Raw genomic sequence first — 23,239 nt, forward strand, 5'->3', positions numbered from 1 at the left:
ATTGAGTATCCCACCATGATGAAAGTCGATGTTATCACTCATTGAGGAGGGTGATCGCAGCCCACTTAGGCTTTGATGTAGTCCAATAATTCATCTTTCAATTCACGCAGTACACCTGGCTTGGGCTGTGTATGAGACAGAGTACGGATCCCATAAATACCCATAACTAAAAATTGAGCCAATTGGGTCGCTGACTTATGCAGGCTAGCTTCTCCTGCTTGCTGTGCTAAAGCAATTTTATCTTCAATCGACTGATGCCAATCTTGTAGCATCATACTGATTAAACGCTCTACTTCATCATCTTGCTGTGCCATTTCGCTGAGTGATTTCTGCAGTAAACAGTCTTTGATCTCCTCTGTTTCACACTCTTCAAGCACCCAATTTAAGTACATCTCAAAACCAGCCATAACACTGGCCTGAGATTCAAAAAGAGTTTGAAAGTCTCGTTTTTTATCATCACGGTATTGCTCTAGAGCTGCGATTAGCAAGCCTCGTTTATTTTCAAAAGCACAATAGATCGACCCCGGGTGCAACCCGGTTACGGCTTTTAGATCTTGCATACTGGTTTTAGCGTAACCCTTGGTCACAAATGCATCCATAGCAGAACGTAGGACGTCTTTTCGATCAAATTCAGCGCTGCGCATCGGCTCTCTTATCTCAATCATCAATATGTGATGATTCTACTTTATTTTGAACAATCATTCAAAAATCAGTTGAACGAAGATTCAAATTAGAATAACTTGAATGGGCATTCAAGAAATCATACAAGGGAACATCATGAACAACCTATTTGAGCCAATAGCACTGAACGACACTATTACGCTAAACAATCGAATTGTGATGGCTCCACTGACCCGCTGCATGGCAGACAATCACTTAGTACCAACTCAACAAATGGTAGATTATTATGCCCGTCGTGCAGACACTGGACTTATTATCAGCGAAGCAACCATCATTCGCCCAGATGGGCAAGGCTACCCTAACACCCCGGGTATCTACAGTCAGAAACAAATAGCAGGATGGCGAAAAGTGACAGATGCTGTTCATGCCAAAGGAGGGAAAATATTTGTTCAGCTGTGGCACACCGGTCGCGTTGCTCACCCACACTTTTTCAACGGTGAATTCGTTTTAGCGCCCTCTGCCATAGGCGTTGAAGGAAGTGTACCGCGCATGCGTGAGCTGACATACACCATTCCTAAACCAGCCTCTCGCGAAGAAATTGAAGAGTTGGTTGAAGATTACCGCCAAGCGGCCATCAATGCATTAGAGGCGGGCTTTGATGGCGTTGAAATCCATGGTGCAAATGGCTATCTAATCGATCAATTTCTTCATTATTCAAGCAACACTCGTGACGATGAGTTTGGCGGTTCAGCAGAAAATATGGCACGTTTCCCCCTACAAGTCGTAGACGCTGTCGTTGATGCCATTGGTAAAAATAGAACCGCACTGCGGCTCTCTCCTGGCGCTTACTTCAACATGGAAGCCGACAATCGTGATCGATTGGTGTTTGATTACTTACTTCAAGCACTAGAAAGTCGAGACTTGAGCTACCTTCACGTTGGCATTTTTGATGACAGCATGACATTTGATTATTTAGGCGGCACAGTGTCTGAGTATATGCGCTCTCATTATAGTAAGACGTTAATGGGGGTTGGTGGCTTTACACCAGAGACAGGTAGTGCTGCCCTTGAAGCTGGGAAATTCGATTTACTGGCAATCGGTCGGCCATTGATCGCAAACCCAGATTATGTAGAGAAAGTAAAATCGGGCTCTGATCTAACTGACTACTCTGAAGAAATGTTGGCGCAACTAGTTTGAGCCCATGACTAGAAATCGGCAGCTTTCGCTGCTGATTTTTATTATGTACGCCATAATCAAAAAAGCCCTGACCTTACGGTCAGGGCTTTCTTAACTTGGAGCGACACACGAGGTTCGAACTCGTGACCTCAACCTTGGCAAGGTTGCGCTCTACCAACTGAGCTAGTGTCGCATAAATGCGTTAGATGGTGCCCCGGGCCGGACTTGAACCGGCACAGCGCGAACGCCGAGGGATTTTAAATCCCTTGTGTCTACCAATTCCACCACCAGGGCACACAAATCTAATTTGTGATGGAGACACCATCTTGGATATCGCTACATTCTCAGCGCTATCCTGAAATTTGGAGCGACACACGAGGTTCGAACTCGTGACCTCAACCTTGGCAAGGTTGCGCTCTACCAACTGAGCTAGTGTCGCAAATGGAGGCGCGTCCCGGAGTCGAACCGAGGTCCACGGATTTGCAATCCGCTGCATAGCCACTCTGCCAACGCGCCTTTGTAACTCCAATTGGTCGCTTTTCTGCGTTCCTCTTGGGTACGGGATGCATTCTACGGATTCGAACTAATGAGTCAACACTATTTTTAATTTTTTGAATCGTTTGTCTAATTAACATGCAAAAGCAGCCAATTTGATTAATTTACTGCCAAAATTCTTTTGATTTTGACTAAGTTAGCTTAAACAAAGTAAATTGCAGGCATAAAAAAACGGGCAACCGCCCGCTTGTTTAGTGATGTTCTTCATTAAGTAGATCGTCTTTCGCAGCCATAAGATACTGCGCCATCGACCAATAGGTAAGTACTGTTGCTATATACAAAGCCACATACCCCAGCCAAACCATCCAATCATCATAACGCCAGATAAGTACCCACAAAGCAAACATCTGGCTAAGCGTCTTCACTTTACCGACCCAAGATACAGCCACACTCGCGCGTTTACCGATCTCTGCCATCCATTCTCGTAACGCGGAAATAATGATCTCGCGAGCTATCATAGTTACAGCAGGGATCGTAACCCAAATAGAGTGATAATGTTCAGTGATAAGAATAAGAGCCGTCGCCACGAGAACTTTATCCGCAACAGGGTCGATAAAAGCGCCGAAACGGGAAGTTTGACCCAACTTTCGAGCTAACATTCCGTCTAGCCAGTCTGTAAAGCCCGCCACCCAGAACACCATCGCAGCAGCAAACGGAGCCCAGCCATAAGGTAGATAGAAAACTACGACAAATACAGGGATAAGGAAAAGTCGTAGTAAAGATAAAATGTTAGGGATATTTAAACGCATATTTATTGAGGCTCTTATCGTTTGCGTATTGCTCTGTTTACTGCTGAAAAACAGGGCTCTTATGGTGCGGGATTTTTCCTATTGTTTCAATGCTTGATAAATGTTTTCTGCCAAAGAAACACTAATCCCAGGAACTTTGGCGATTTCTTCAACGCTCGCACGCTGCAGTTCCTGTAAACCTCCCATGTATTTGAGCAAGGCTTGACGACGCTTAGGCCCTATCCCTTCAATACCTTCGAGTGCACTGGTTCGCCGAGTTTTACCGCGCTTAGCCCTGTGCCCAGCAATCGCATGGTTGTGGCTTTCATCACGGATATGTTGCATTAAGTGCAAAGCAGGCGCATCACTGGGTAGATTGAATTCTTCACCATCTGAGCTAATTAAAGTTTCCAGCCCCGGCTTGCGGGTCACACCTTTTGCAATGCCAATCAAGCGTGGTCGCTTAGGCCAATCTCCCCAATATTGAGAGATAATTTCAAGCGCTCGGTTAAGCTGCCCTTTGCCACCATCAATAAACACAATGTCAGGGATTTTCTCGACATCCAACTGCTTCGAGTAGCGCCGCTCTAAAGCTTGCCCCATCGCAGCATAATCGTCACCACCTGTGATTCCAGTGATATTGTAGCGGCGGTATTCTTGTTTGACAGGGCCTTCATGATTGAACACTACACATGAAGCGATAGTGCTTTCCCCCATCGTATGCGAAATATCAAAACATTCCATCCGTGAGATGTTATCCATCCCCAACACTTCTCGTAGCTCCTTAAAGCGTTGCGAGATGGTCATTTTGTGATTGATCTTAGTTGTAATTGCTGTCAGCGCGTTGGTATTCGACAATTTAAGATAGCGACCTCGAGTGCCCGTCGGGTTTACGTGGAAGTGAACTTTTCTCCCTGCAATGTCCCCTAATGCATCTTGCAGTGATTGTAACTCCGTCATCAACCCAGAGTTAAGGATAATTCGTGTAGGAATGGTTCGAGCTTCGTTGTGACTCAGGTAATACTGACTCAAAAAACTATAGAAGACCTCTTCCTGAGTAGTGTCATTAGGAATTTTAGGAAAGTGACTTCGACTGCCTAAGATCTTACCTTGACGGATCATAAGGATATGAATACAGGCGATACCATTTTCTTGAGCAAAACCCAGTACATCCATATCGTCTTGAGAGTCTTCAGATACAAATTGCTGTTCCTGAATGCGACGTATGGCTTGGATTTGGTCTCTAAATTTCGCCGCCTCTTCAAACTTAAGGCTACGACTGGCAAGCTCCATTTTCTCAACCAGGGTCGTCAATACTTGCTGATCTTTGCCTTGCAGGAATAAACGCACAAACCCAACTAACTCAGCGTAGTCTTGATCAGAAATAATGCTGCTAACACAAGGGCCTGCACATCGGCCAATCTGGTACATCAAACATGGGCGCGTTCGATTACTGTACACCGTATCTTCACACTGTCTAACAGGAAAGATTTTCTGAATAAGATGTAGCGTTTCTCTTACTGCTCCAGAATCAGGGTAAGGCCCAAAATACTCACCTTTCCGCTTTTTAGCCCCACGGTGCATCGATAATCTAGGGTGCTTATGCCCGCTGACAAAGATGTAAGGATATGATTTATCATCACGCAGTAACACGTTGTACTTGGGCAAGTACTGCTTAATGTAATTATGTTCTAGGATCAGCGCTTCTGTTTCACTGTGCGTGACCGTGACATCAATCTTGTTAATATTACTGACTAATGCACGTGTTTTTTCACTATCTACCTTCTTGCGAAAGTAGCTAGAAAGACGCTTTTTGAGATCTTTGGCTTTACCGACATAGATCACTACAGCCTCAGCGTTATACATTCTGTAAACGCCGGGCTGATTGGTCACTGTTTTAAGAAAGGAAGCCGAGTCAAATGTGGCATTCACTACAATGTCTCGGTATCTAACATCCCATGACGGATAGCAAGGTGGGTCAGCTCGACATCACCGCTTATGTCCAGCTTGTTGAACAGGCGATAACGGTAGCTGTTGACGGTTTTCGGACTCAGGTTTAGCTGCTCTGAAATATCCGTCACTTTCTGCCCTTTGGTGATCATCATCATGATCTGTAACTCACGCTCAGACAGATCGGCGAAAGGGTTTTCCGATGCTGGAGAGAATTGGCTAAGCGCCATCTGCTGAGCAATTTCAGGTGAGATATAACGTTGGCCGCTATTAACGACACGAATGGCGTTGACCATTTCATCTGGTCCCGCCCCTTTAGTCAGGTAGCCAGCGGCACCTGCTTGCATCACTTTAGTTGGAAACGGATTTTCCGTATGAACAGTTAAAACAATGATTTTCACATCAGGATTGAAACGCAGTATTTTTTTGGTTGCCTCTAAGCCACCAATACCCGGCATATTCATATCCATCAAAATGACATCGGCATGGTTGCCTCGACACCATTTTGCTGCATCTTCACCGCTTTCAGCTTCCCCTGCTACGTTCATTCCACGGACGTCTTCAATAATACGTCGTATCCCTGTGCGAACCAGCTCGTGATCATCTACAAGGAAAACACTTATCAAACTTGTATCTCCACACTTCTTGATTGGCTCTGTATCTACTCTGAAGCAGATGACAGCATAGCAGCCTATTTTAACTCAAATTTCGTTTTTTGCTTACTCTGAATATGTGCCCAAACGCAAACTTTAGCAAGTACTTATTTTCACATCTGCCGCTTAGTACACTAATGACATTACAATTAATAATTTAAGCCATACACTGCGGTTATGATTCAGAAATCTGCATATAGCCACACAACGCAAGGCTTACCATTGAAAATGAATCTAATTTCACTTATTAATACATAGTGCATACATACAATTGCACAAAATAAATACACTTTAAATGATATCTTATAAGGATATATTATGAAAAAGCTTCTAGCAGTGGCAGCCCTAGCAACAACTCTTCCAATGTCTAACTTTGCACTGGCTGATAACGATGTAGGTTGTGGTTTGGGTACTATGGTATTTGACGGTCAATCAGGTAAGGTTTCTAAAATTCTAGCGGCGACAACGAACGGCACTTCTGGTAACCAAACTTTTGGTATCACTTTCGGTACTTTAGGTTGTGACGGTACTGGCACTATTTCTTCATCTGAAAAACTAGCCATGTTTATTGATGGAAATATGGATAACCTAGCACGTGACATCGCTAAAGGCGAAGGCGAAACTCTTGCAACTCTTTCTGAAGTTTGGGGTATCAATGAAGCGGACAAAGCAACATTCAATACTCTAGCTCAAGAAAACTTTGCCCAAGTTTTCAAATCTGAAAATGTCACTTCTCAAGAAGTATTTGTAAACCTAAACAATGTTGTTGCCGATAACGCACAACTAGCAGGTTACGCTATTTAAGTTATACCCCCTAAAAGGTGCCTTCCTAGGCACCTTTTTAACATCACTCTCAAGCCTTCCTATTATTCGTTGTGTCTTGACGCAGAAAGTAAGAAACTCAACCAAACCGTAAGACTGTGTATTAGATGAAGTCACCTGTGCTGAAAACCTTTTTGTTGTGCGGCTTAAGCTTAAGCCTTTTATTACCTTCGACGTTAATGGCTAGTGAGTTCGATGTCGATCAACTTTCAAAGCACTCCTATTGGCTCAAACTCGGCCACTATTTGCCGACGTTTCTATCTGGCTACGAAAGTACTGTTGATAAAAGTGAGTTTTTTCTTGCGAAAGAGGGAAAATACTCCCCTAAAGCAGAACTGGAAGCAACTATCAGTCGGCTGTACTCCGAAGACAAACAACTCGCTGTAGAGACTCAATGCCAATACCCTGCGCGTTATCACTGGTTGGAGCAACAACAAGGCCGCCAGGCAAAACTCAATTGTCCAGAGCTAGAAACTTGGAGCCAAGTGATTGACCCTGCAGGCCTTACGCTGGTTTTTCCCACAGCGTTTATGAATAACCCTTCTTCTATGTTTGGACACACTCTGCTGCGTGTCGATTCCAAAGACCAAACGAGACACAAAGAATTAGTCGCGTTTGCCATTAATTTTGCTGCGGAACCAGAAACCGACGACAACCCCGCCTTATTTGCGCTCAAAGGGTTGTTCGGTAGCTACCCCGGTCGTTATACCGTGATGCCATACTATCGAAAAGTTCGAGAATATAATGACATCGAATCTAGAGATATCTGGGAATACAAACTCAACCTCACTGAAGAGGAAGTCAATCGCGTTTTGCTCCACTTATGGGAAATGCAGCGGGCAGAGTTTGATTACTATTTCCTAGATGAAAACTGCTCTTACCAGCTTCTTTCACTATTGGATGTCGCCCGAGACGACTTACGATTAATTGAAGGCTTTCCAATCCAAGCAATCCCATCAGACACTGTGTATGCCTTGGCTGAAAATGGATTGTTGGCAGAACCTCATTACCGAGAAGCGTTTGGAACCCGATTATTACACCAAGCTAATGAAGCCAACGAGGAGATCTTCGAGGCGGCGCAAAGAGCCATACACGGTGAATACCCAAGTGAAAGCGAGTTCTCAGATCAAGAGCGAGCAGCAATCCTAGAACTCGCTTACGAATGGCTTAACTTCCAACTATACGATTCTGGTTTAGAGCGCGATCCGACAGCCAAAAGGCTAACCAAGCTACTTTATCTGCGTAGTAGAATAAAAGTAGAGTCTCCATTTACTCCTGTTCCGCAACCTAAAGTCCCACCGGAAAAAGGACATGCATCCGCTCGGATCGGATTGAGCTACCAATACTGGGATGAACACAATAATCAAGCCACTATTGAATGGAGAGCAGCGTATCACGATTTGCTTGATTCTCAGGACGGCTTTATACCCGGAGCCCAAATCAACTTCCTAGATACGCAAGTGAGTGTCGACCAGCAAGGCACTTCTCGACTCGATAGATTTTATTTTATCGACACAATGGCGCTCGCACCCAGCAATAGGGTGTTCAATAGTTGGGCTTGGAATATTCGTACGGGCTTTGATAGGCAGCCTATGTCCGATGAATTGGCTGGAAGATGGTTTGGTCAAGGTGGATTTGGTAAAGCTTGGGGCTCTTCGGATAAACTCCACGTATACTCGCTCTTATCAGGTGCGGTAAGTGGCGGCACTCTGACTCAATATGATGCGATCCCGGGGCTAGGTTTAGAGATGGGCGCCATTTACCAAGCAGGCCGTCACCACAGAATCGGTTTACAAACTCAATACATGGCTCTAATCGACTCTCAGGATGACAGTCATGTTGAGATTGATGCCAGCTGGAACTGGAGCTTTAACCGTAATTTCGCCGTGCGGACACAATTGAGTTACCAAAATTGGCAATCTGAGAATATTGGTGCCAAAGTAACAGGCTTTATCTATTATTAAGAGTACGCCTGCTTATGCTAAGCTAGTGAAACCAAGCTTCATCCGTTGCTTGGTTTTCTTTTAGAGCAGTTTCATGTCAGTCCAACACGGTTTCCTCCTTACTCGACAAGCCAGAGATATTTCTGGTAAAACGCAAATTGATTTGTGGCTCTCGACTGATAGCGGCCCGACCAGGCTTGTGGTCATTGGTGAAAAGCCTGTTTTCTTTATTCCTCAAGCGGATATAGCAACAAGTCTCTCCTTGATGAAGCAACTGTCCGTTGATGCCGAAGTAAAACCTCTCTCTCTTGAAAGCTTCGATGGCACCAAGCTGGCTGCTTGTTACTGTTCAACGATTAAAGACTCACAACTACTGAGTCAAAAGCTCAAGCACCAAGAAATACTCGTCCTAGAGGATGATATACGCCTGGCGGATCGCTATCTCATGGAACGCTTTGTTCAAGGCGGCGTTGAGTTTACTGGTCAGCCACAAAAGAGAAACGGTTATACTCAAGTTGCCAATGTGAAATGCCGCCAAGGTAGTTATACCCCTCAGTTAAAGGTCGTTTCACTTGACATCGAATGCTCAGAAAAGGGGCTTCTCTACTCTATCGGTTTAGATAGCCCAATGGACAGCCGTGTCATCATGATTGGAGAACCACAAGAGGCAGAAACGGAGATCGAGTGGGTCAAAGATGAAAAGCAATTACTCCTCTCATTGATCTCGTGGTTTAGGCAATTTGACCCCGATGTCATCGTAGGTTGGAATGTCATAGATTTTGACTTTCGACTCCTACATAAAAGAGCTGAATGGAACAAAGTTCGATTAACCATTGGGCGAGCCAACCAAGCGAGCTTTTTCCGTACCTCAAATAGCACACAGCAAGCCTTTATTTCTATCCCTGGTCGTGTGGTGATGGACGGCATTGATACTCTGAAAACCGCAACCTACCATTTTCGCAGTTGGTCATTGGAGTCAGTGTCACAGGAGCTGCTCGGCGAAGGGAAGCAAATTCACAACGTCCATGACCGAATGGCAGAAATCAACCATATGTTCAAAAAGGACAAACCGTCACTGGCCAAGTACAACCTGCAAGATTGTGTTTTAGTTAACAAGATTTTTGCCCACACTCACCTACTCGAATTTGCCATTGAACGTTCCAAGCTCACTGGTGTTGAGTTAGATCGCGTCGGTGGCTCAGTCGCTGCATTCACCAATCTCTATTTGCCACAAATTCACCGTGCCGGCTATGTTGCCCCTAATCTCCAACCTGAGAACTGGTTGGCAAGCCCTGGGGGATACGTAATGGATTCAATCCCCAATCTTTATGACTCGGTACTTATGCTGGATTTTAAGAGCCTTTATCCATCGATTATCCGTTCATTTCTCATCGATCCCATGGGCTTAATAGAAGGCCTTAAATTGGAAGTAGGTAAAGGTGAAAATCAGGCTGTAGCAGGATTTCGCGGGGGTCAGTTCCATCGTCACAAACATTTTCTGCCTGAGATGATCGAACACTTATGGGCTGCCCGTGATGTTGCTAAGAAAAACAATGAAAAAGCCTTCTCACAAGCGATTAAAATCATCATGAACTCCTTCTATGGCGTATTGGGCTCTTCCGGTTGCCGCTTCTTTGATACTCGCCTAGCATCCAGCATCACCATGCGTGGGCATGAAATCATGAAGCAAACCAAGAAACTGATTGAGGAGAAAGGCTATCAGGTGATCTATGGGGATACTGACTCAACCTTTGTATCACTAAACGGGAAATTCTCGCAAAGAGAAGCCGATGAGGTTGGGCACCAGCTTGTTGAACACATTAACGCTTGGTGGACTGCTCACCTAAAAAACGAATACAACCTCACTTCTATCTTAGAGCTAGAATATGAGACTCATTATAAAAAATTTTTGATGCCAACCATTCGCGGCCAAGAGACTGGATCTAAAAAGCGTTATGCAGGCCTAATAGGTGAAGGTAGAGAAGAGAAAATTGTCTTTAAGGGTCTGGAAAGTGCACGTACCGATTGGACACCGCTCGCTCAACGCTTCCAACAAGACTTGTACAGTCTAGTTTTTCACGGTGAAGACCCTTCCAGTTACATTCGAGGTTTTGTTGAGAAGACCATGGCAGGTCAGTTTGATGAAGAATTAGTTTATCAAAAGCGCTTACGTCGAAAACTATACGAATACCAGAAAAATGTGCCTCCACAAGTACGTGCCGCTCGATTAGCCGACGAAATTAATGCTCAGTTAGGCCGCTCTTTGCAATACCAAAATAAAGGGCGAATAGAATACTTGATCACGATATCTGGTCCAGAACCCAAAGAGTACCTTAAGAGTACTATCGATTATCAACATTACATTGATAAACAACTCAAACCCGTAGCCGAAGCTATCCTACCTTTTATTGGCATCGACTTTGCGACACTCAGCGAACCGCAGCTAGGTTTATTCTGAACCAGCCGAGCTCTTACCCTATCTTAAATTCGGTTTTTTTGTACTGCTTCGCCAACCACTCACCGAAGCCATCCAGAATACCTATGACAGAGCGTTTTGCGATCACGCGGCCAGTGAGCAAAATCCCCAAGCGCTCTATCTCGACCTTTTTTTCTGGATAATAGCGCAGAAAGTTCTGACCACACTCGACAGGATCGTCAAACCAATTCTTGTCTTTGTACATAACCAATGAATAACTCGCACGTAGCAGCTTCTTAGCAATAATCATCTGAGCTTTGGACTGCTCTTCTGGCGTTGCAGAGCGCGCAATACGATTGCGATAAACGGCAACCCAATCTTCCACATCCATGTTCCAATGTTTAGCAATTTCCCAGCTCGGCTCATAGTCGCCAAAACATTCAGATAAGTCTTCACCATAAATACAAACAGAACAGTGGCGTAGCTGGAAACCCCAAGAAAAAATACTCTCTAAACTTGCTACTTCTTTCGCGAGTGTATTTTTTAAAGAGACCTCAGTGATGAAAGGGTAAGACTTCTGAAATCGCCACTTTATCGAGTTGAAGAGCGTTGTTCTGATATCACTAAAGCTCTTATGCGTAACGACTAGGACATCAAGATTCGAACGATGTAGCTTCGCTCGTTTGCGAGCCACGCTTCCATAGATATATACGCTGTGTAAATTATCGCCTAATCCTCCTCTTAGAAAAGCAATAAGATCATTGATGGCAGGTTGGTACCTTTCTTGAAAAGGTTGCTTAGGATCGATAACGGAAAGAAGCATTAAATTGATAGCAATAATTGTTAGACTTTCGATATCTTAATGTTCGCCTACACGCTGACACGAATCAAGATATTCCTTACCCTAAACTCTATGTATATAATACGACAATTCCATTCCACACTAAGGAAACACTTTTATGCCAAGGGCAAGTGAGCTTAAAAAAGGTTTTGCGATTGAATCTAATGGTAAAACTCTCCTGATCAAAGATATCGAAGTTACCACACCAGGTGGACGTGGCGGCGCAAAAATCTACAAACTGCGTTGTACTGACCTTTCCACTGGCGCACGAGTTGACGAACGTTTTAAATCGGACGACGTGGTTGAGACCGTGGACATGTTTAAACGTGCTGTGGCTTTCTCGTACGTCGATGGCGACGAATACATCTTCATGGATAACGAAGACTACACGCAGTACACTTTCAAGAAAGAAGAGATCGAAGAAGAGCTCATGTTCGTTACTGAAGAAATTCAGGGGCTACACGTTATTGTGGTCGATGGCAACGCTGTTGGTCTAGAGCTTCCTGCTTCCGTAGAGCTTGTTATTGAGGAAACCGATCCATCAATCAAAGGCGCATCAGCCTCTGCCCGCACAAAACCTGCACGTTTTGCAACAGGCCTTACGGTTCAAGTACCGGAGTACATAGCAACAGGTGATCGCATTGTGATCAACACAACTGAACGCAAATACATGAGTCGAGCCTAATTATGTCTGAACTTATCTCTTATGACGACGCCATTGAGACGGCTTACGACATCTTCCTAGAGATGGCTGCGGATAATCTAGAAGCGGCAGATGTGATCATATTCACCGCTCAGTTTGATGACCGTGGTGCAGCTGAACTGGTTGAAACTGGCGACGATTGGGCGGGCCACGTAGGTTTTGAAGTCAACAAAGAAACCTACGCTGAAGTACGTATAGGCCTAGTCAATGAAGAGAATGATGTGTTAGATGAAGTGTTTGCTCGTTTGTTAGTGAGCCGAGATCCAGAACACAAATTCTGCCACATTCTATGGAAAAGAGATTAAGAACAAAAATACCCAAGCTGTATAGCTTGGGTATTTTTTAGAAATAGCTAGAGGACGAATTATCGATTAATCCGTCTTCTAGAATTCTGTAGGTTTCAACTGACAAGCATCATGCGTGTTAGTCTTCTACCTTGGCATTTTCTACACGGGCTTTTAGTTTTTGCCCCGGGCGGAAGGTGACAACGCGACGAGCACTGATTGGAATGTCTTCACCCGTCTTTGGGTTTCGACCTGGACGTTCATTTTTTTCTCGGAGATCAAAGTTACCAAATCCAGACAGTTTTACCTGTTCGCCACTCTCTAGTGCCTTACGAATTTCTTCGAAAAACGCCTCAACCGTTTCCTTGGCATCCCGTTTACTGTATCCGAGCTTCTCAAACAGGTTTTCTGCCAAATCGGCCTTTGTGAGCGCCATAAAACTTTCCTCAAAGCTGTGTTAAACATTGCTACCGAATGGGTAGCGCCAAAGCATTTTGCCCAGCCAATCAACAACATATCGGCTTTACTTGGGAAAGTGTATGCCAACCTTCTGATTTTCGCCAACTTTTTTGTTAATTGAGTGCTATTTAATCATAAAAAACAAATAGATATATGAAAAAAACAGCCAACCCAACTCCGAAAAAATTTAATAACTCCTTATTTTTCAAATAATTAGACTGAAAAATGAAAAGAATCAATATTAAAGACTGAAATAATTGGAAATTTCCCACACTCAACTCGAGATAGAGATGAACGCATTCAATATGCAAACATTTTTACTTTGCACCTCGATTGCTATGAAAGAGGCAGGTAGATGTTTGAAAATACAGCACTCTTATCTTCCGCCTCTCTAAGCAACAAAACACAAAGTAAAAATTTTGTATGGTAGCACTTAACTTGATAATTATTTTTACAGTCTGGTTTACGGCTATTTGTGTATGAAGAATAAGACTCATTCAATTGACCAATATTTATATTAATAACGTGAGCCATGCATTTATTTTTATCAGCAATAAATGTTTAGAATATGAAAGTTAGTACTTATGTATTGACAAATAAATAACTACTGTTGGCTAACTCTGTATGAAAATTATCAAAATGCTATCTTCATTTTTGGAAGAAGATAGGTTATCTCAAACTCAATCTAACGAGCTTTTAAAAAAAATTGCTGATATACCGCAACATACAAAAATACTTGAAGCATTAATTAGCAAAAGAAAACAACAAGTACTGAAAGTGCGTACGGATTTGAACCTAAAAGATCTAAATACACTTTTAGGGACCAAAGAGTACGTTTCTCTTACAAAGCAAAAACCAGCTACCGGAGAATTAGCCGAGGAATTGGACTATTTTCTGGAACAAGTAGCATTAAAACACTTTGAATCATTACCATTACTTTGGGCACTAGTCGAACGCTACAAGTTACACAGTAAGCGCTTGGGAACAGCCCCAAAAACTCCCACTCTAAGTTACAATGACAGCGACTACTACAGCGACCTTATTGCAGAAATATCAAAGGCTCCGCTTATTGTTTCCGTTCCATTTGATGACGGCCTCTATCGAATAAATGATGCGGTCTTACTTTCAAATATTGAGTTATTTATCATCAAACAAAAATGGTATGAGCTGCTTTTTCTTATGGAACACTCCTCTTCCGGTCAACATTTCGTTATGTTCCACAGTTCAACCGAAAGCAAGTATCCGTGTCTGTGCTCATCAGCCATGGTTACAGATTGGCAGCATAAACATCGCTGGCTGAGCTTTAGTCCGTTTTTTCAACATGAAGCCTGGCTACTGCTCGCTTCGAAAGGAACCATAAAAGAGATAAATAGGACAGGAGCGTTTAATCAACTTAATGAAAATCTATCAACTTTAGAACAATTTGATTCAGATTGTATGGCTAAAGCTAACTATTCTTCCAAACTATGTGAGATACTTAGGCTCACAGTATCCGGAAACCAGATTCAACAACTGTATCTTCTTTACTTAGCTCAGAAGGAAATGGCTAAGCAGTTGGCTGAAGCTGGTTATGGATGCGCATATACAATTATTAATAACCCTTGGCTGTTAAATTTCTACGCCCGATTAGAACGTGACGCATATGTTCACTGCGGTTGCTTCGATCTGGGTGAATGTCCAACCTACAGAGGTATGTGGCTTGTACAAGAATTTAACCGCCAATATACAAATATCGACTTTAAACGATATAAGTCTATGGCTAGGCAAAAAATTATGATTTTGGAAGAAAGTGATGCTTGAGTTGCTTACTAACATCCAGATACATCCTGCATTCCTACTGCTTTTCATGGTAGCTGCAATTGTTCTCACTTGGAGTTTTTACTTTGCAAAAACGGCTAACCGCAGCAGTAGTATTCAACTCGGGAAGATCAAGTTACCTTACTTATTCTACTCCCTGTCGATTTTAGGTTGGACACTAAGCAACGCCTTTTTCTATTCTCCGTACTTAGTTAGTTGGGGTGATAACGTTGCGATAGGGATAGCTTTATTTGCAAATGTCACCTCTTACCTTGCATTTGCAAATGCATACATAGTGTGCTTGATGCTTGCAAAGAAGGAAGGTGAGAGATCATGGATTGAAATAACATTTTTAGGTTTAGTCTCTGTGATCGTGCTCATTGCTAATATCGGTAATTACTCCATGATAGATGGAATTACAATCGATGATGTGGGTGTGTTTAACATTCATTTCGGAGAAGGAACTAATTACTTCTTTCTAACCGTTATGATGCTAATATTACTATCTTTCAAAAGCGTAGTTAAATACTCACGTAACGCAAAACCACTTCAGCAGCTTAAATCTCTCTACATGCTGTTTGGTATTGGCGTCTTCATGATTTCCACTCTTGCGATTCATGTTGTCGTACCAATGTTATTTGAAGACTTCTCCTTTGCCTGGCTGCCACCAGCGCTTTCTATAACGGAGATGTTGTTAATGGGATACGCATTAATAACATCTCGCTTCTATAGTAGCCACCATATTATCTATAAACTCACTGCAATGGGCCTAACCATTAGTTTGCTACTATTCCCTACTCTGTTTTTAATTCATGTATTTGAAACAGAAAACATTGTTTTGATTGGAATCCTATTCATCACTATAACAGGGTTGAGCTGGAAATCATTAATGGAGCTGTGTAGCCGCTCAGCGAGTAGAGTGGTGTTTAATGACGAGTTCTCGCCACAAGAAAAACTCTATCAGTTAGAAGATGAGTTTCAAGTTTCAACGGGTCAAGCACTACGTAAAGTTGCCACCATTTTGGGAATAAATGAAAACTCATTACAGCTACTTTCAAATATACAAGATGAAACACTTTATACCTCACACTTAAAAGGGACTGGTAGTGTTCTAATCTATGAAGAAATTGAAGAATCTTTGCCTATTAGCAGCAAACACGTTGCGCATTCGCTTTCAAAACTATACAAGAAAATGAGTGCAGACAACGTTGCGATGGTTCTCCCAATATATGACCACACAAACAATATGTCACATCTATTAGTCGCCCATAAAAAGAGTGATGGTCGCTTATTCTTTAGTGAAGAAATCCAAGCCTTACAGTCTGTACTTAAAAAAGTTCAGGGGTATATCAACGCGGACAGAAAGGTAAGACAATCCCAAGCATTAGCGAATTCTATTGCGCATGAGATGAGAAACCCTCTTGCTCAAGTTCAGTTTCAGTTTGAAAACCTTGCGCTCAAGCTAAATAACGGCACCTCACGAGACGAACTTAATAAGCATGTTTTAGATGGGAAGAATGCAATTGAGCGTGGCAAGCAACTTATAGATATTATATTGAGAGAAGTTAGTGACTCATCTTTGGAACAGGAACCAGCAATATCAACGTCAATACAATCTGTTATACGCACAGCTGTAGACAGGTATGGCTTTGAAGATGATGATGTAAAGAACCGCGTTATTCTCAATATCGATCAAGATTTTGTGGTGAAGATAAACGACACGCTATTTAACTTTGTTTTGTTTAATCTAATGCGCAATGCTATTTACTATTTCGATTCTTATCCACAAAGCACAATAGAAATACAAACCATTGCCGGTAAATATGAAAATTACGTTATTATCAGGGATACAGGTCCCGGTATTCCTGAACATTTAACCAAGCGTATATTCGATGATTTCTTTAGCCACAACAAGAGTGGAGGAAGCGGTCTAGGGTTAGGTTATTGTCAGCGTGTGATGAGAGCTTTTGGCGGTGTAATACGCTGCTACTCTCAGGAAGGGAGTTATACAGAGTTCCATCTTTCGTTCCCATCAATATCGTTTGCACCTCCTGTGGCGCAAGTTCGAGACCATTCCCCTCATTCTCATAAAAATACAACCGAAGAAACAAATAGCTTCATCAGTAACTTAGCCCATAACATTGAAAAGCCCGATAAGCATATGATTTTGGTCGTTGATGATAAAGAAGTTCAACGCTCGCTTGTTAAACTATATCTTGAGCAACTAGGTTATGATGTTGTATTGGCAAACAACGGTAAAGTGGCAATAGAGATCATTCAAAGTAATCCTATTGATCTTGTTTTTATGGATATACAGATGCCAGTAATGAACGGTTTCGAAGCTGCGAGTATAATAAAACGCTCCTATCCCACAATTCCTATCATTGCTCTATCTGGCGAATCCGGTGAGCGTGAATTAAACCTGATAAGTGAGTTGATGGATGGACGGCTTTCTAAACCAACAACCAAGGAAGCTTTAAACCATATGCTTACGTCTGCACTACCTATAAGTACACACTAAACACGTAACCAGCCCCACTAGCTACATACCATAGATAAAAAGATAAGAGTATTTAGTGGGGTATGAAATTTTTAGAACTTATTGAGTCCCAACAACTTGGTATGAGCTATGTTAGTAACTTCAATAACAACGACAATTTTGTTTATAGGATACGTAATAATCTGCCTCTTAATTGCCAAAAAAAATCAATAATTAAAGTGATAATAATCATGATTCATTAAATAGTAATTCTAAACATACAGTTCCCCAAAGAAATATTGCAAATAATCATAATCCACCAAACTATACTTGGCTTAAATGAATTACAGTTTGGATGAGACATTATAAATAGCGCATTAGGGAATAGTTAAATCACTATACTTCATTAAAATCGACGTCATAAATTGGTAAAATAAGAACATTATGTTCAGTTATTTATTGGATCAGGTTTTATATCCTAAAGCTTTATTCCTAATTTTTGCAGCACTATCCTTGTTGGTTTGGGCGATATACTTCTGTTTAACACTCATCAGGCGGCATGGAAAATCTAGCATACGACTATATTACTACTACCTATGCTATATGGCTGGGCTGTTTTTCTGGATTCTAAGCAATAGTTACTTTCATACGGGGTTTCTCAACAAGTTTGGTAGCAATGTTGCTGTAAGTATGGCAGTGATTGCAAACTTGTCCACTCTCGTTGCATTTACCTCGGCTTATCTGTTTTCAGCAAAGCTGTATTGTTTCTACACCCAACGTTCTATTGCTCGTTGGCAAAGTATTATCGTTGCCATCACAGCGATTTTTGCCATCTCATGCAACTTGATACCAGACTTAACTGTTCGTGGAATAAGTATTATTGGTCCAAGTAACTTTGAGCTGAATTTTGGCCCTTGTACCAAGCCATTTTTTTCAGGGCTTGCTATTTTAGTCCTGCTCACGCTAGTTAATTTAATACGTCTAAAAAACACCCCAAACCTAATTCGCAGAACTCGCATCAATTACATGATTCTGGGAATGACCATATTTATGTTTTCAACAGCGATTATACAGCTTGGATTGACTCTGTTCTTTGACGATTTTTCTTTAACTTGGCTACCTCCGGCTTTATCTGTCCGGGAGGTTCTATTTATGGGCTATGCCATATTGACTTCTAGATTCTATAGCCCTAGATATATTAGCTACATCCTTTTAAACGTAACAATAACCGCATTTGTATATGCGTGCTCTATTTCCTTATTCTATTCGCTTGAGGATACTAGTGTTTCAGAGCTTGCAATTGTCGCCATGTTGATCGGTCTATCCTGGCCCAAACTCTATGGAAAGATTCGAACAATAAGTAGTCGATTATTCTACGGAGAACCGCTATCTCCGGTCGATAAAATAGCTCTTCTACAAAAAGATTTTCATCAATCGCCTACCCAAGTCATGGCAAAGCTCGCTGAGTACCTAGGAGTTTCTCAAGGAAAACTTCGTCTACTAGACCGCTATCAAGGCGCAGACGTTTACCAGCAGTACTTTGAAAAAGAGACTGCTCCATTGGTGATTGACGAAGTTGAGGAAAGACTCTCACAGACCGAAGATATGATGCTCAGTGTCGTACACCGCAATATGAAAGAGACCCAATCTGGCCTTGTCCTTCCCATCTACAGCGACAACAAAGAGCTCTCCCATGTTTTGGTCTCAAACTCAAAATCAGAAGGGGTCTATTTTTCCTATGAAGAGATCTCTGCATTAGAGAGTGTCCTTCGGAAAGTTCAACTTCATATCACATATGAACAGCAAGTACGCCAATCCCAAGCCTTAGCAAACTCTATCGCTCATGAAATGCGTAACCCTCTTGCTCAAGTTCAGCTTGAATTCGAGAACCTTGCACAAAAAATAAATGGAAGACAGCCATATGAAACCCTTGCGACTCATGTCAATCTTGGGAAACAAGCCATCAATCGAGGACGGCAACTCATCGACATCATTTTAAGAGAAATTGATAACGCTTCTCTTGATCAAGAACCAGCGATTTCTTCGTCCATCGCTTCAATAATCATTTCAGCAGTCAATCAATATGGATTTGACAATGACTCACTACGAAGCAAAGTGATTCTGGACGTAAAGGAAGATTTCATTGTCGAGATTAACGAGACTCTATTCAACTTCGTCCTCTTCAATCTACTTCGAAACGCTGTGTATTATTTTGACTATTACCCAGAGAGTACTATCACGATACGAACCGAGAAGGGACAAAGTAAAAATACCGTCATGTTTACAGACACTGGACCGGGTATTCCTCATGCATATCAAGAACGTATATTTGATGACTTCTTCAGCCACAATAAAAGTGGAGGAAGCGGCTTAGGGCTGGGCTACTGCACACGAGTCATGAAAGCCTTTGGAGGTTCTATTCATTGCGATTCAAAAATTGGTAAATTCACTACATTTTATCTGACTTTTCCTACTGTTTTGGATAAAGCTAAAAATCGCCACCTTACTGAAAATAATGTGAATATTGACAGTTGTAGACCATTGCTTGAGTTAAGTTCTGATTCAACAATAAAACCGACAAAAGCCAGCACGGATAGACCTCTAATACTGGTCGTTGATGATAAGCAGGCTCAGCTCTCCCTAGCCCAACTGTATATCAAGCAACTAGGCTATAACGTCCTACTAGCCAATAACGGGAAGGTCGCAGTTCAGACGATTCAGAATAACCCTATTGATCTCGTCTTTATGGACATTCAAATGCCGATAATGGATGGGTTTGAAGCGGCTAGCATCATCAAACGCTCACACCCATCTTTGCCCATCATTGCTCTGTCCGGAGAGTCGGGTGATAAAGAGTTAAAAAAAATCAATGAACTGATGGATGGTCATTTATCCAAGCCGACATCAAAGCAAGCATTAGATGAGGTGTTGACCACTGCATTAGCACCTGCTCCTGTCTAATACATCGCTGTTTCAAAACGACTCGCAATTTGCATGTCACCTATCATGCGATAACTCAAGGACTCATTTTCATTATCAACGCCTCATATGTGTTTGGATGTTGACGTGACTTTAACCCACATTAACTGGTTAATATCGTTAATAAAAAATCTATGAAATGGCATTTTCAATAGTTGTGGCACTTATTATGCTTTTAGACAGCTATGAATGAAAAAGTGGCAATATTTTGTCTTTGCCACTTTCTCAGTCTGAGAGAGACATCAGGCTGACATAGCTAAGAGAGGCAGCTTATGGAAATTCATCGTCATACATACTATCGCCTTATTCATCATGGCATTAAAAGCTTGTTGGTTGATCGTCTTGGTCACTTTACTGAGCATGAATATCACGACTACCTCAACTATATGACAGGCAAATCGAGCTGTTTCGCAATGTCCAATGAAGAGCTTCAAGTTGCCGTTTCTAACTTGAAAGACGAGGGCTACCTCGAAGATATTAAGCCCCTAATTAGGCGATTAGAAATGCATTCATAAGTCATCAGTACTAGGCTGGTCAAATATGGCCAGCCACTGAACACTTGAAAGGTTTTAAATCCGCTGCTTTTAATACCTTTGTGATTTCATCAGACTTGGTTAGACTGAATCCCCCCAAAACTCTATAGAACCGCCAATAATGAAACAACTGATCGATTTTATTCCGCTCATTATCTTTTTCGTTTTATACAAAATGCACGATATCTATGTGGCGACAGGTGCTCTAATCATAGCAACGGCTATCCAATTGGTTATCACCTATGCCTTATATAAGAAAATCGAGAAAATGCAGTTGATCACCTTTGTTATGGTTGCGCTGTTTGGCGGAATGACCATCTTCCTGCACGACGATGATTTCATCAAATGGAAAGTCACTATTGTTTATATCGTTTTCGCTATCGGCCTTGCAGTAAGCCATGTAATAGGCAAATCCGCGATAAAGGGTATGTTAGGTAAAGAAATCAGCCTACCAGACCACGTGTGGTCAAAAGTGACTTGGGCATGGGTTGCCTTCTTTTCTTTCTGTGCTGGGGTGAACGTCTATATTGCCTTTAAACTTCCGCTCGATGTTTGGGTTAATTTCAAAGTCTTCGGCTTACTCGCAGCAACATTTGGCTTCACCTTAATCACAGGTATCTACATCTATAAACATCTGCCAAAAGATAAATCCGAAGCCAATTCTGGTGACTAACCACACGCTTTTGATATAATTCATACTAATTTTTCCCCTTTGAGATATTGCAGCGGCCACTTCGGCCGCTGTTTAGTTTTACGGATGTCAAAATGAGTAAAGAAATCACTTCCCCTCGTGGACAAATGCTTTTGCGCACCCTTGCAATGCCTGCAGATACTAATGCGAACGGTGATATATTCGGAGGCTGGATCATGTCTCAGCTCGACTTAGCTGGTGGGATTTTGGCTAAAGAAATATCGGGTGGGCGTATTGTGACGGTTTCCGTCTCAAGTATTACCTTTAAAAAGCCAGTAAAGGTGGGTGATGTGGTTTGCTGCTACGGTGAATGTACCAAGATTGGTCGCACATCAATGAGTATTGATCTCGAAGTATGGGTAAAGCCGGTTAAAGAACATGGTGTAGAAGATCGCTTTATGGTGTGTGACGCGACATTCAACTACGTCGCTATTGATACTGAGGGTAAACCTCGTCCAATCAAACAAAACTAATCTCACACTTTGCTGTCAGAAAGTCTTTAAAAAGCTGTTACATTCTGTAGAGTTAGGTAAATCACACAATAACCGGCTGCTTAGTCGCTTATTCATTATAAGGACATCAATACATGTGGTATGTTATTTTCTCTCAAGACGTTGAAAACTCATTGGAAAAACGTCTAAGTGTACGCCCAACACACTTAGAACGACTTCAAAAGCTTCAAGATGAAGGACGTTTACTGACAGCGGGGCCTATGCCTGCCATCGATTCAGATAACCCAGGTAAAGCTGGCTTTACAGGTTCAACAGTTATCGCAGAGTTCGATTCACTTGCGCAAGCGCAAAGCTGGGCAGATGCTGATCCGTATATTGAGGCGGGTGTGTACGAGAAAGTCATCGTTAAACCATTCAAGAAAGTATTTTAAGATGAAACTGAAGATTACCTTAGCCGTGCTTTCTGCTGCCATATTGGCAGGCTGTGCCTCACCAGAGGGCGATAAACAGCGCGAGCTCGAATTGCTTGCCGCCAATCGAGCGAATTTGTTGGCTTCGGAATTACCTATGGAAGCTGGCCCACTTTCTATCATGAGAGCAAACTCCAAAGGCACAATGATCGAGATCATGATGGTGTATAACCAAGATGCTCAGGGCGCTAAGCCATTGAAGCAAGTGCTTCGTCACAGCGTTAATAGTTACTGCACGAACCCTGATACAAAAAATAATTTGGAGGTTGGCTTAAGCTATCGACTTAAGATGCGTAACAGCCGCGGGCAACTGATGGTCGACGAAATCGTCACAAAACAAACCTGCCAAGCCGCGACCCCTTAAAATTCTCTAAAGACTCTGGAATGTAAAAAGACTTCCACAAGCGAAGTCTTTTTCTTTAAGCCTTCCAATAAATAGGTACCATTTCACATCAATCCACACCGCATATCGAGCTAACATAAATTAATGAAATTTTTATGACATTGCTTATATGGGCAAAATGAGACAATCTCACCTAAGGTCATATTGTTTAACAAAATAATCCTCCTCCCACTGCATACATAAAAATCAAAGCAAAGACAATTATTCTTTAAAAGTGTGATCTCATATTGACGATAGCTCAATCGGCTCCTAACTTTTCATATTAGTGTCATAACCAAGGAGGA

General features: G+C 42.2%; 20 protein-coding genes and 4 tRNA genes. 14 read left to right on the top strand and 10 right to left on the bottom strand.

Annotation, left to right across the window (positions count from 1 at the left end; genetic code table 11):
* Positions 1-65: 65 nt before the first annotated feature.
* A complete protein-coding gene (locus L1D31_RS08520) occupies positions 66-644 on the bottom strand; it encodes a TetR/AcrR family transcriptional regulator (protein WP_239836658.1) in 579 nt (192 codons plus the stop codon).
* 130 nt (positions 645-774) lie between these two features.
* Here L1D31_RS08520 and L1D31_RS08525 point away from each other — a divergent pair, with 130 nt between their 5' ends.
* Entirely contained in the window at positions 775-1,818 is a 1,044-nt protein-coding gene (locus L1D31_RS08525; protein ID WP_239836904.1) for an alkene reductase, read from the top strand.
* 96 nt (positions 1,819-1,914) lie between these two features.
* Here the strand turns inward: L1D31_RS08525 and L1D31_RS08530 are convergent.
* The 7 genes from L1D31_RS08530 to uvrY all read right to left on the bottom strand — a co-directional run bounded on the left by L1D31_RS08530 (position 1,915) and on the right by uvrY (position 5,656).
* A tRNA-Gly gene (locus tag L1D31_RS08530) sits at positions 1,915-1,990 on the bottom strand.
* A gap of 14 nt (positions 1,991-2,004) precedes the next feature.
* Positions 2,005-2,091, bottom strand: a tRNA-Leu gene (locus L1D31_RS08535).
* A 69-nt stretch (positions 2,092-2,160) separates the two neighbouring features.
* A tRNA-Gly gene (locus tag L1D31_RS08540) sits at positions 2,161-2,236 on the bottom strand.
* 3 nt (positions 2,237-2,239) lie between these two features.
* Positions 2,240-2,313 (bottom strand) — tRNA-Cys (locus L1D31_RS08545).
* Positions 2,314-2,543: 230 nt separating this feature from the next.
* A complete protein-coding gene (pgsA, locus tag L1D31_RS08550) occupies positions 2,544-3,101 on the bottom strand; it encodes a CDP-diacylglycerol--glycerol-3-phosphate 3-phosphatidyltransferase (RefSeq protein WP_239836659.1) in 558 nt (185 codons plus the stop codon).
* A gap of 78 nt (positions 3,102-3,179) precedes the next feature.
* Positions 3,180-5,012: an excinuclease ABC subunit UvrC gene (gene uvrC / locus L1D31_RS08555; protein ID WP_239836660.1), complete on the bottom strand. Its 1,833-nt coding sequence runs from the start codon at positions 5,010-5,012 to the stop codon at positions 3,180-3,182.
* Positions 5,012-5,656 (bottom strand): UvrY/SirA/GacA family response regulator transcription factor, encoded by a 645-nt coding sequence (uvrY, locus tag L1D31_RS08560; RefSeq protein WP_239836661.1) that lies wholly within the window; start codon positions 5,654-5,656, stop codon positions 5,012-5,014. The genes uvrC and uvrY overlap by 1 nt, the downstream gene beginning before the upstream one ends.
* Positions 5,657-6,001: 345 nt before the next feature.
* Between uvrY and L1D31_RS08565 the strand changes: the two genes are divergently transcribed.
* The 3 genes from L1D31_RS08565 (at position 6,002) to L1D31_RS08575 (ending at position 10,906) form a co-directional block, all read left to right on the top strand.
* Positions 6,002-6,487 (top strand): DUF3015 domain-containing protein, encoded by a 486-nt coding sequence (locus L1D31_RS08565; protein ID WP_239836662.1) that lies wholly within the window; start codon positions 6,002-6,004, stop codon positions 6,485-6,487.
* 125 nt (positions 6,488-6,612) lie between these two features.
* Positions 6,613-8,469, top strand: coding sequence for a DUF4105 domain-containing protein (locus tag L1D31_RS08570; RefSeq protein ID WP_239836663.1), 1,857 nt, complete (start codon positions 6,613-6,615; stop codon positions 8,467-8,469).
* A gap of 73 nt (positions 8,470-8,542) precedes the next feature.
* Positions 8,543-10,906, top strand: a complete 2,364-nt coding sequence (locus L1D31_RS08575; protein ID WP_239836664.1) for a DNA polymerase II — start codon at positions 8,543-8,545, stop codon at positions 10,904-10,906.
* Positions 10,907-10,919: 13 nt separating this feature from the next.
* Here the strand turns inward: L1D31_RS08575 and L1D31_RS08580 are convergent, their stop codons facing one another.
* Entirely contained in the window at positions 10,920-11,687 is a 768-nt protein-coding gene (locus tag L1D31_RS08580) for a nucleotidyltransferase domain-containing protein (protein WP_239836665.1), read from the bottom strand.
* A 136-nt stretch (positions 11,688-11,823) separates the two neighbouring features.
* On the opposite strand from L1D31_RS08580, the gene yeiP reads away from it, so the two are divergent.
* Together yeiP and L1D31_RS08590 are read left to right on the top strand one after the other, a co-directional pair.
* Positions 11,824-12,390 (top strand): elongation factor P-like protein YeiP, encoded by a 567-nt coding sequence (yeiP, locus tag L1D31_RS08585; RefSeq protein ID WP_239836666.1) that lies wholly within the window; start codon positions 11,824-11,826, stop codon positions 12,388-12,390.
* Between the two features lie 2 nt (positions 12,391-12,392).
* Positions 12,393-12,713 carry an HI1450 family dsDNA-mimic protein gene (locus L1D31_RS08590; RefSeq protein WP_239836667.1) on the top strand — a complete coding sequence of 107 codons (321 nt, stop codon included), beginning with the start codon at positions 12,393-12,395 and terminating at the stop codon, positions 12,711-12,713.
* A gap of 118 nt (positions 12,714-12,831) precedes the next feature.
* Here the strand turns inward: L1D31_RS08590 and ihfA are convergent, their stop codons facing one another.
* Positions 12,832-13,128: an integration host factor subunit alpha gene (gene ihfA, locus L1D31_RS08595; protein ID WP_045974367.1), complete on the bottom strand. Its 297-nt coding sequence runs from the start codon at positions 13,126-13,128 to the stop codon at positions 12,832-12,834.
* Positions 13,129-13,775: 647 nt separating this feature from the next.
* Between ihfA and L1D31_RS08600 the strand changes: the two genes are divergently transcribed.
* From L1D31_RS08600 to L1D31_RS08635, 8 genes are all read left to right on the top strand, one after another.
* The gene (locus L1D31_RS08600) at positions 13,776-14,951 is read left to right on the top strand and encodes an acyl-homoserine-lactone synthase (protein WP_239836668.1); all 1,176 of its coding nucleotides are present in this window, start codon (positions 13,776-13,778) and stop codon (positions 14,949-14,951) included.
* The gene (locus tag L1D31_RS08605; protein ID WP_239836669.1) at positions 14,944-17,469 is read left to right on the top strand and encodes a response regulator; all 2,526 of its coding nucleotides are present in this window, start codon (positions 14,944-14,946) and stop codon (positions 17,467-17,469) included. The genes L1D31_RS08600 and L1D31_RS08605 overlap by 8 nt, the downstream gene beginning before the upstream one ends.
* A gap of 402 nt (positions 17,470-17,871) precedes the next feature.
* On the top strand, positions 17,872-20,388 hold the full coding sequence (locus L1D31_RS08610) for a response regulator (RefSeq protein WP_239836670.1): 2,517 nt from the start codon (positions 17,872-17,874) through the stop codon (positions 20,386-20,388).
* A 290-nt stretch (positions 20,389-20,678) separates the two neighbouring features.
* Entirely contained in the window at positions 20,679-20,921 is a 243-nt protein-coding gene (locus tag L1D31_RS08615; protein WP_239836671.1) for a hypothetical protein, read from the top strand.
* Between the two features lie 139 nt (positions 20,922-21,060).
* Complete coding sequence (locus tag L1D31_RS08620) at positions 21,061-21,612, top strand: septation protein A (protein WP_239836672.1); 552 nt, start codon at positions 21,061-21,063, stop codon at positions 21,610-21,612.
* Between the two features lie 92 nt (positions 21,613-21,704).
* Positions 21,705-22,103, top strand: coding sequence for an acyl-CoA thioester hydrolase YciA (yciA, locus tag L1D31_RS08625; RefSeq protein ID WP_239836673.1), 399 nt, complete (start codon positions 21,705-21,707; stop codon positions 22,101-22,103).
* 113 nt (positions 22,104-22,216) lie between these two features.
* Positions 22,217-22,513, top strand: a complete 297-nt coding sequence (locus L1D31_RS08630; protein WP_239836674.1) for a YciI family protein — start codon at positions 22,217-22,219, stop codon at positions 22,511-22,513.
* Position 22,514: 1 nt separating this feature from the next.
* Positions 22,515-22,916, top strand: a complete 402-nt coding sequence (locus L1D31_RS08635) for a GspS/AspS pilotin family protein (protein ID WP_239836675.1) — start codon at positions 22,515-22,517, stop codon at positions 22,914-22,916.
* The last annotated feature ends 323 nt before the right edge of the window (positions 22,917-23,239 follow it).

The sequence above is a fragment of the Vibrio sp. Isolate23 genome, assembly GCF_022398095.1.
Classification (GTDB): Bacteria; Pseudomonadota; Gammaproteobacteria; order Enterobacterales; family Vibrionaceae; genus Vibrio; species Vibrio coralliilyticus_A.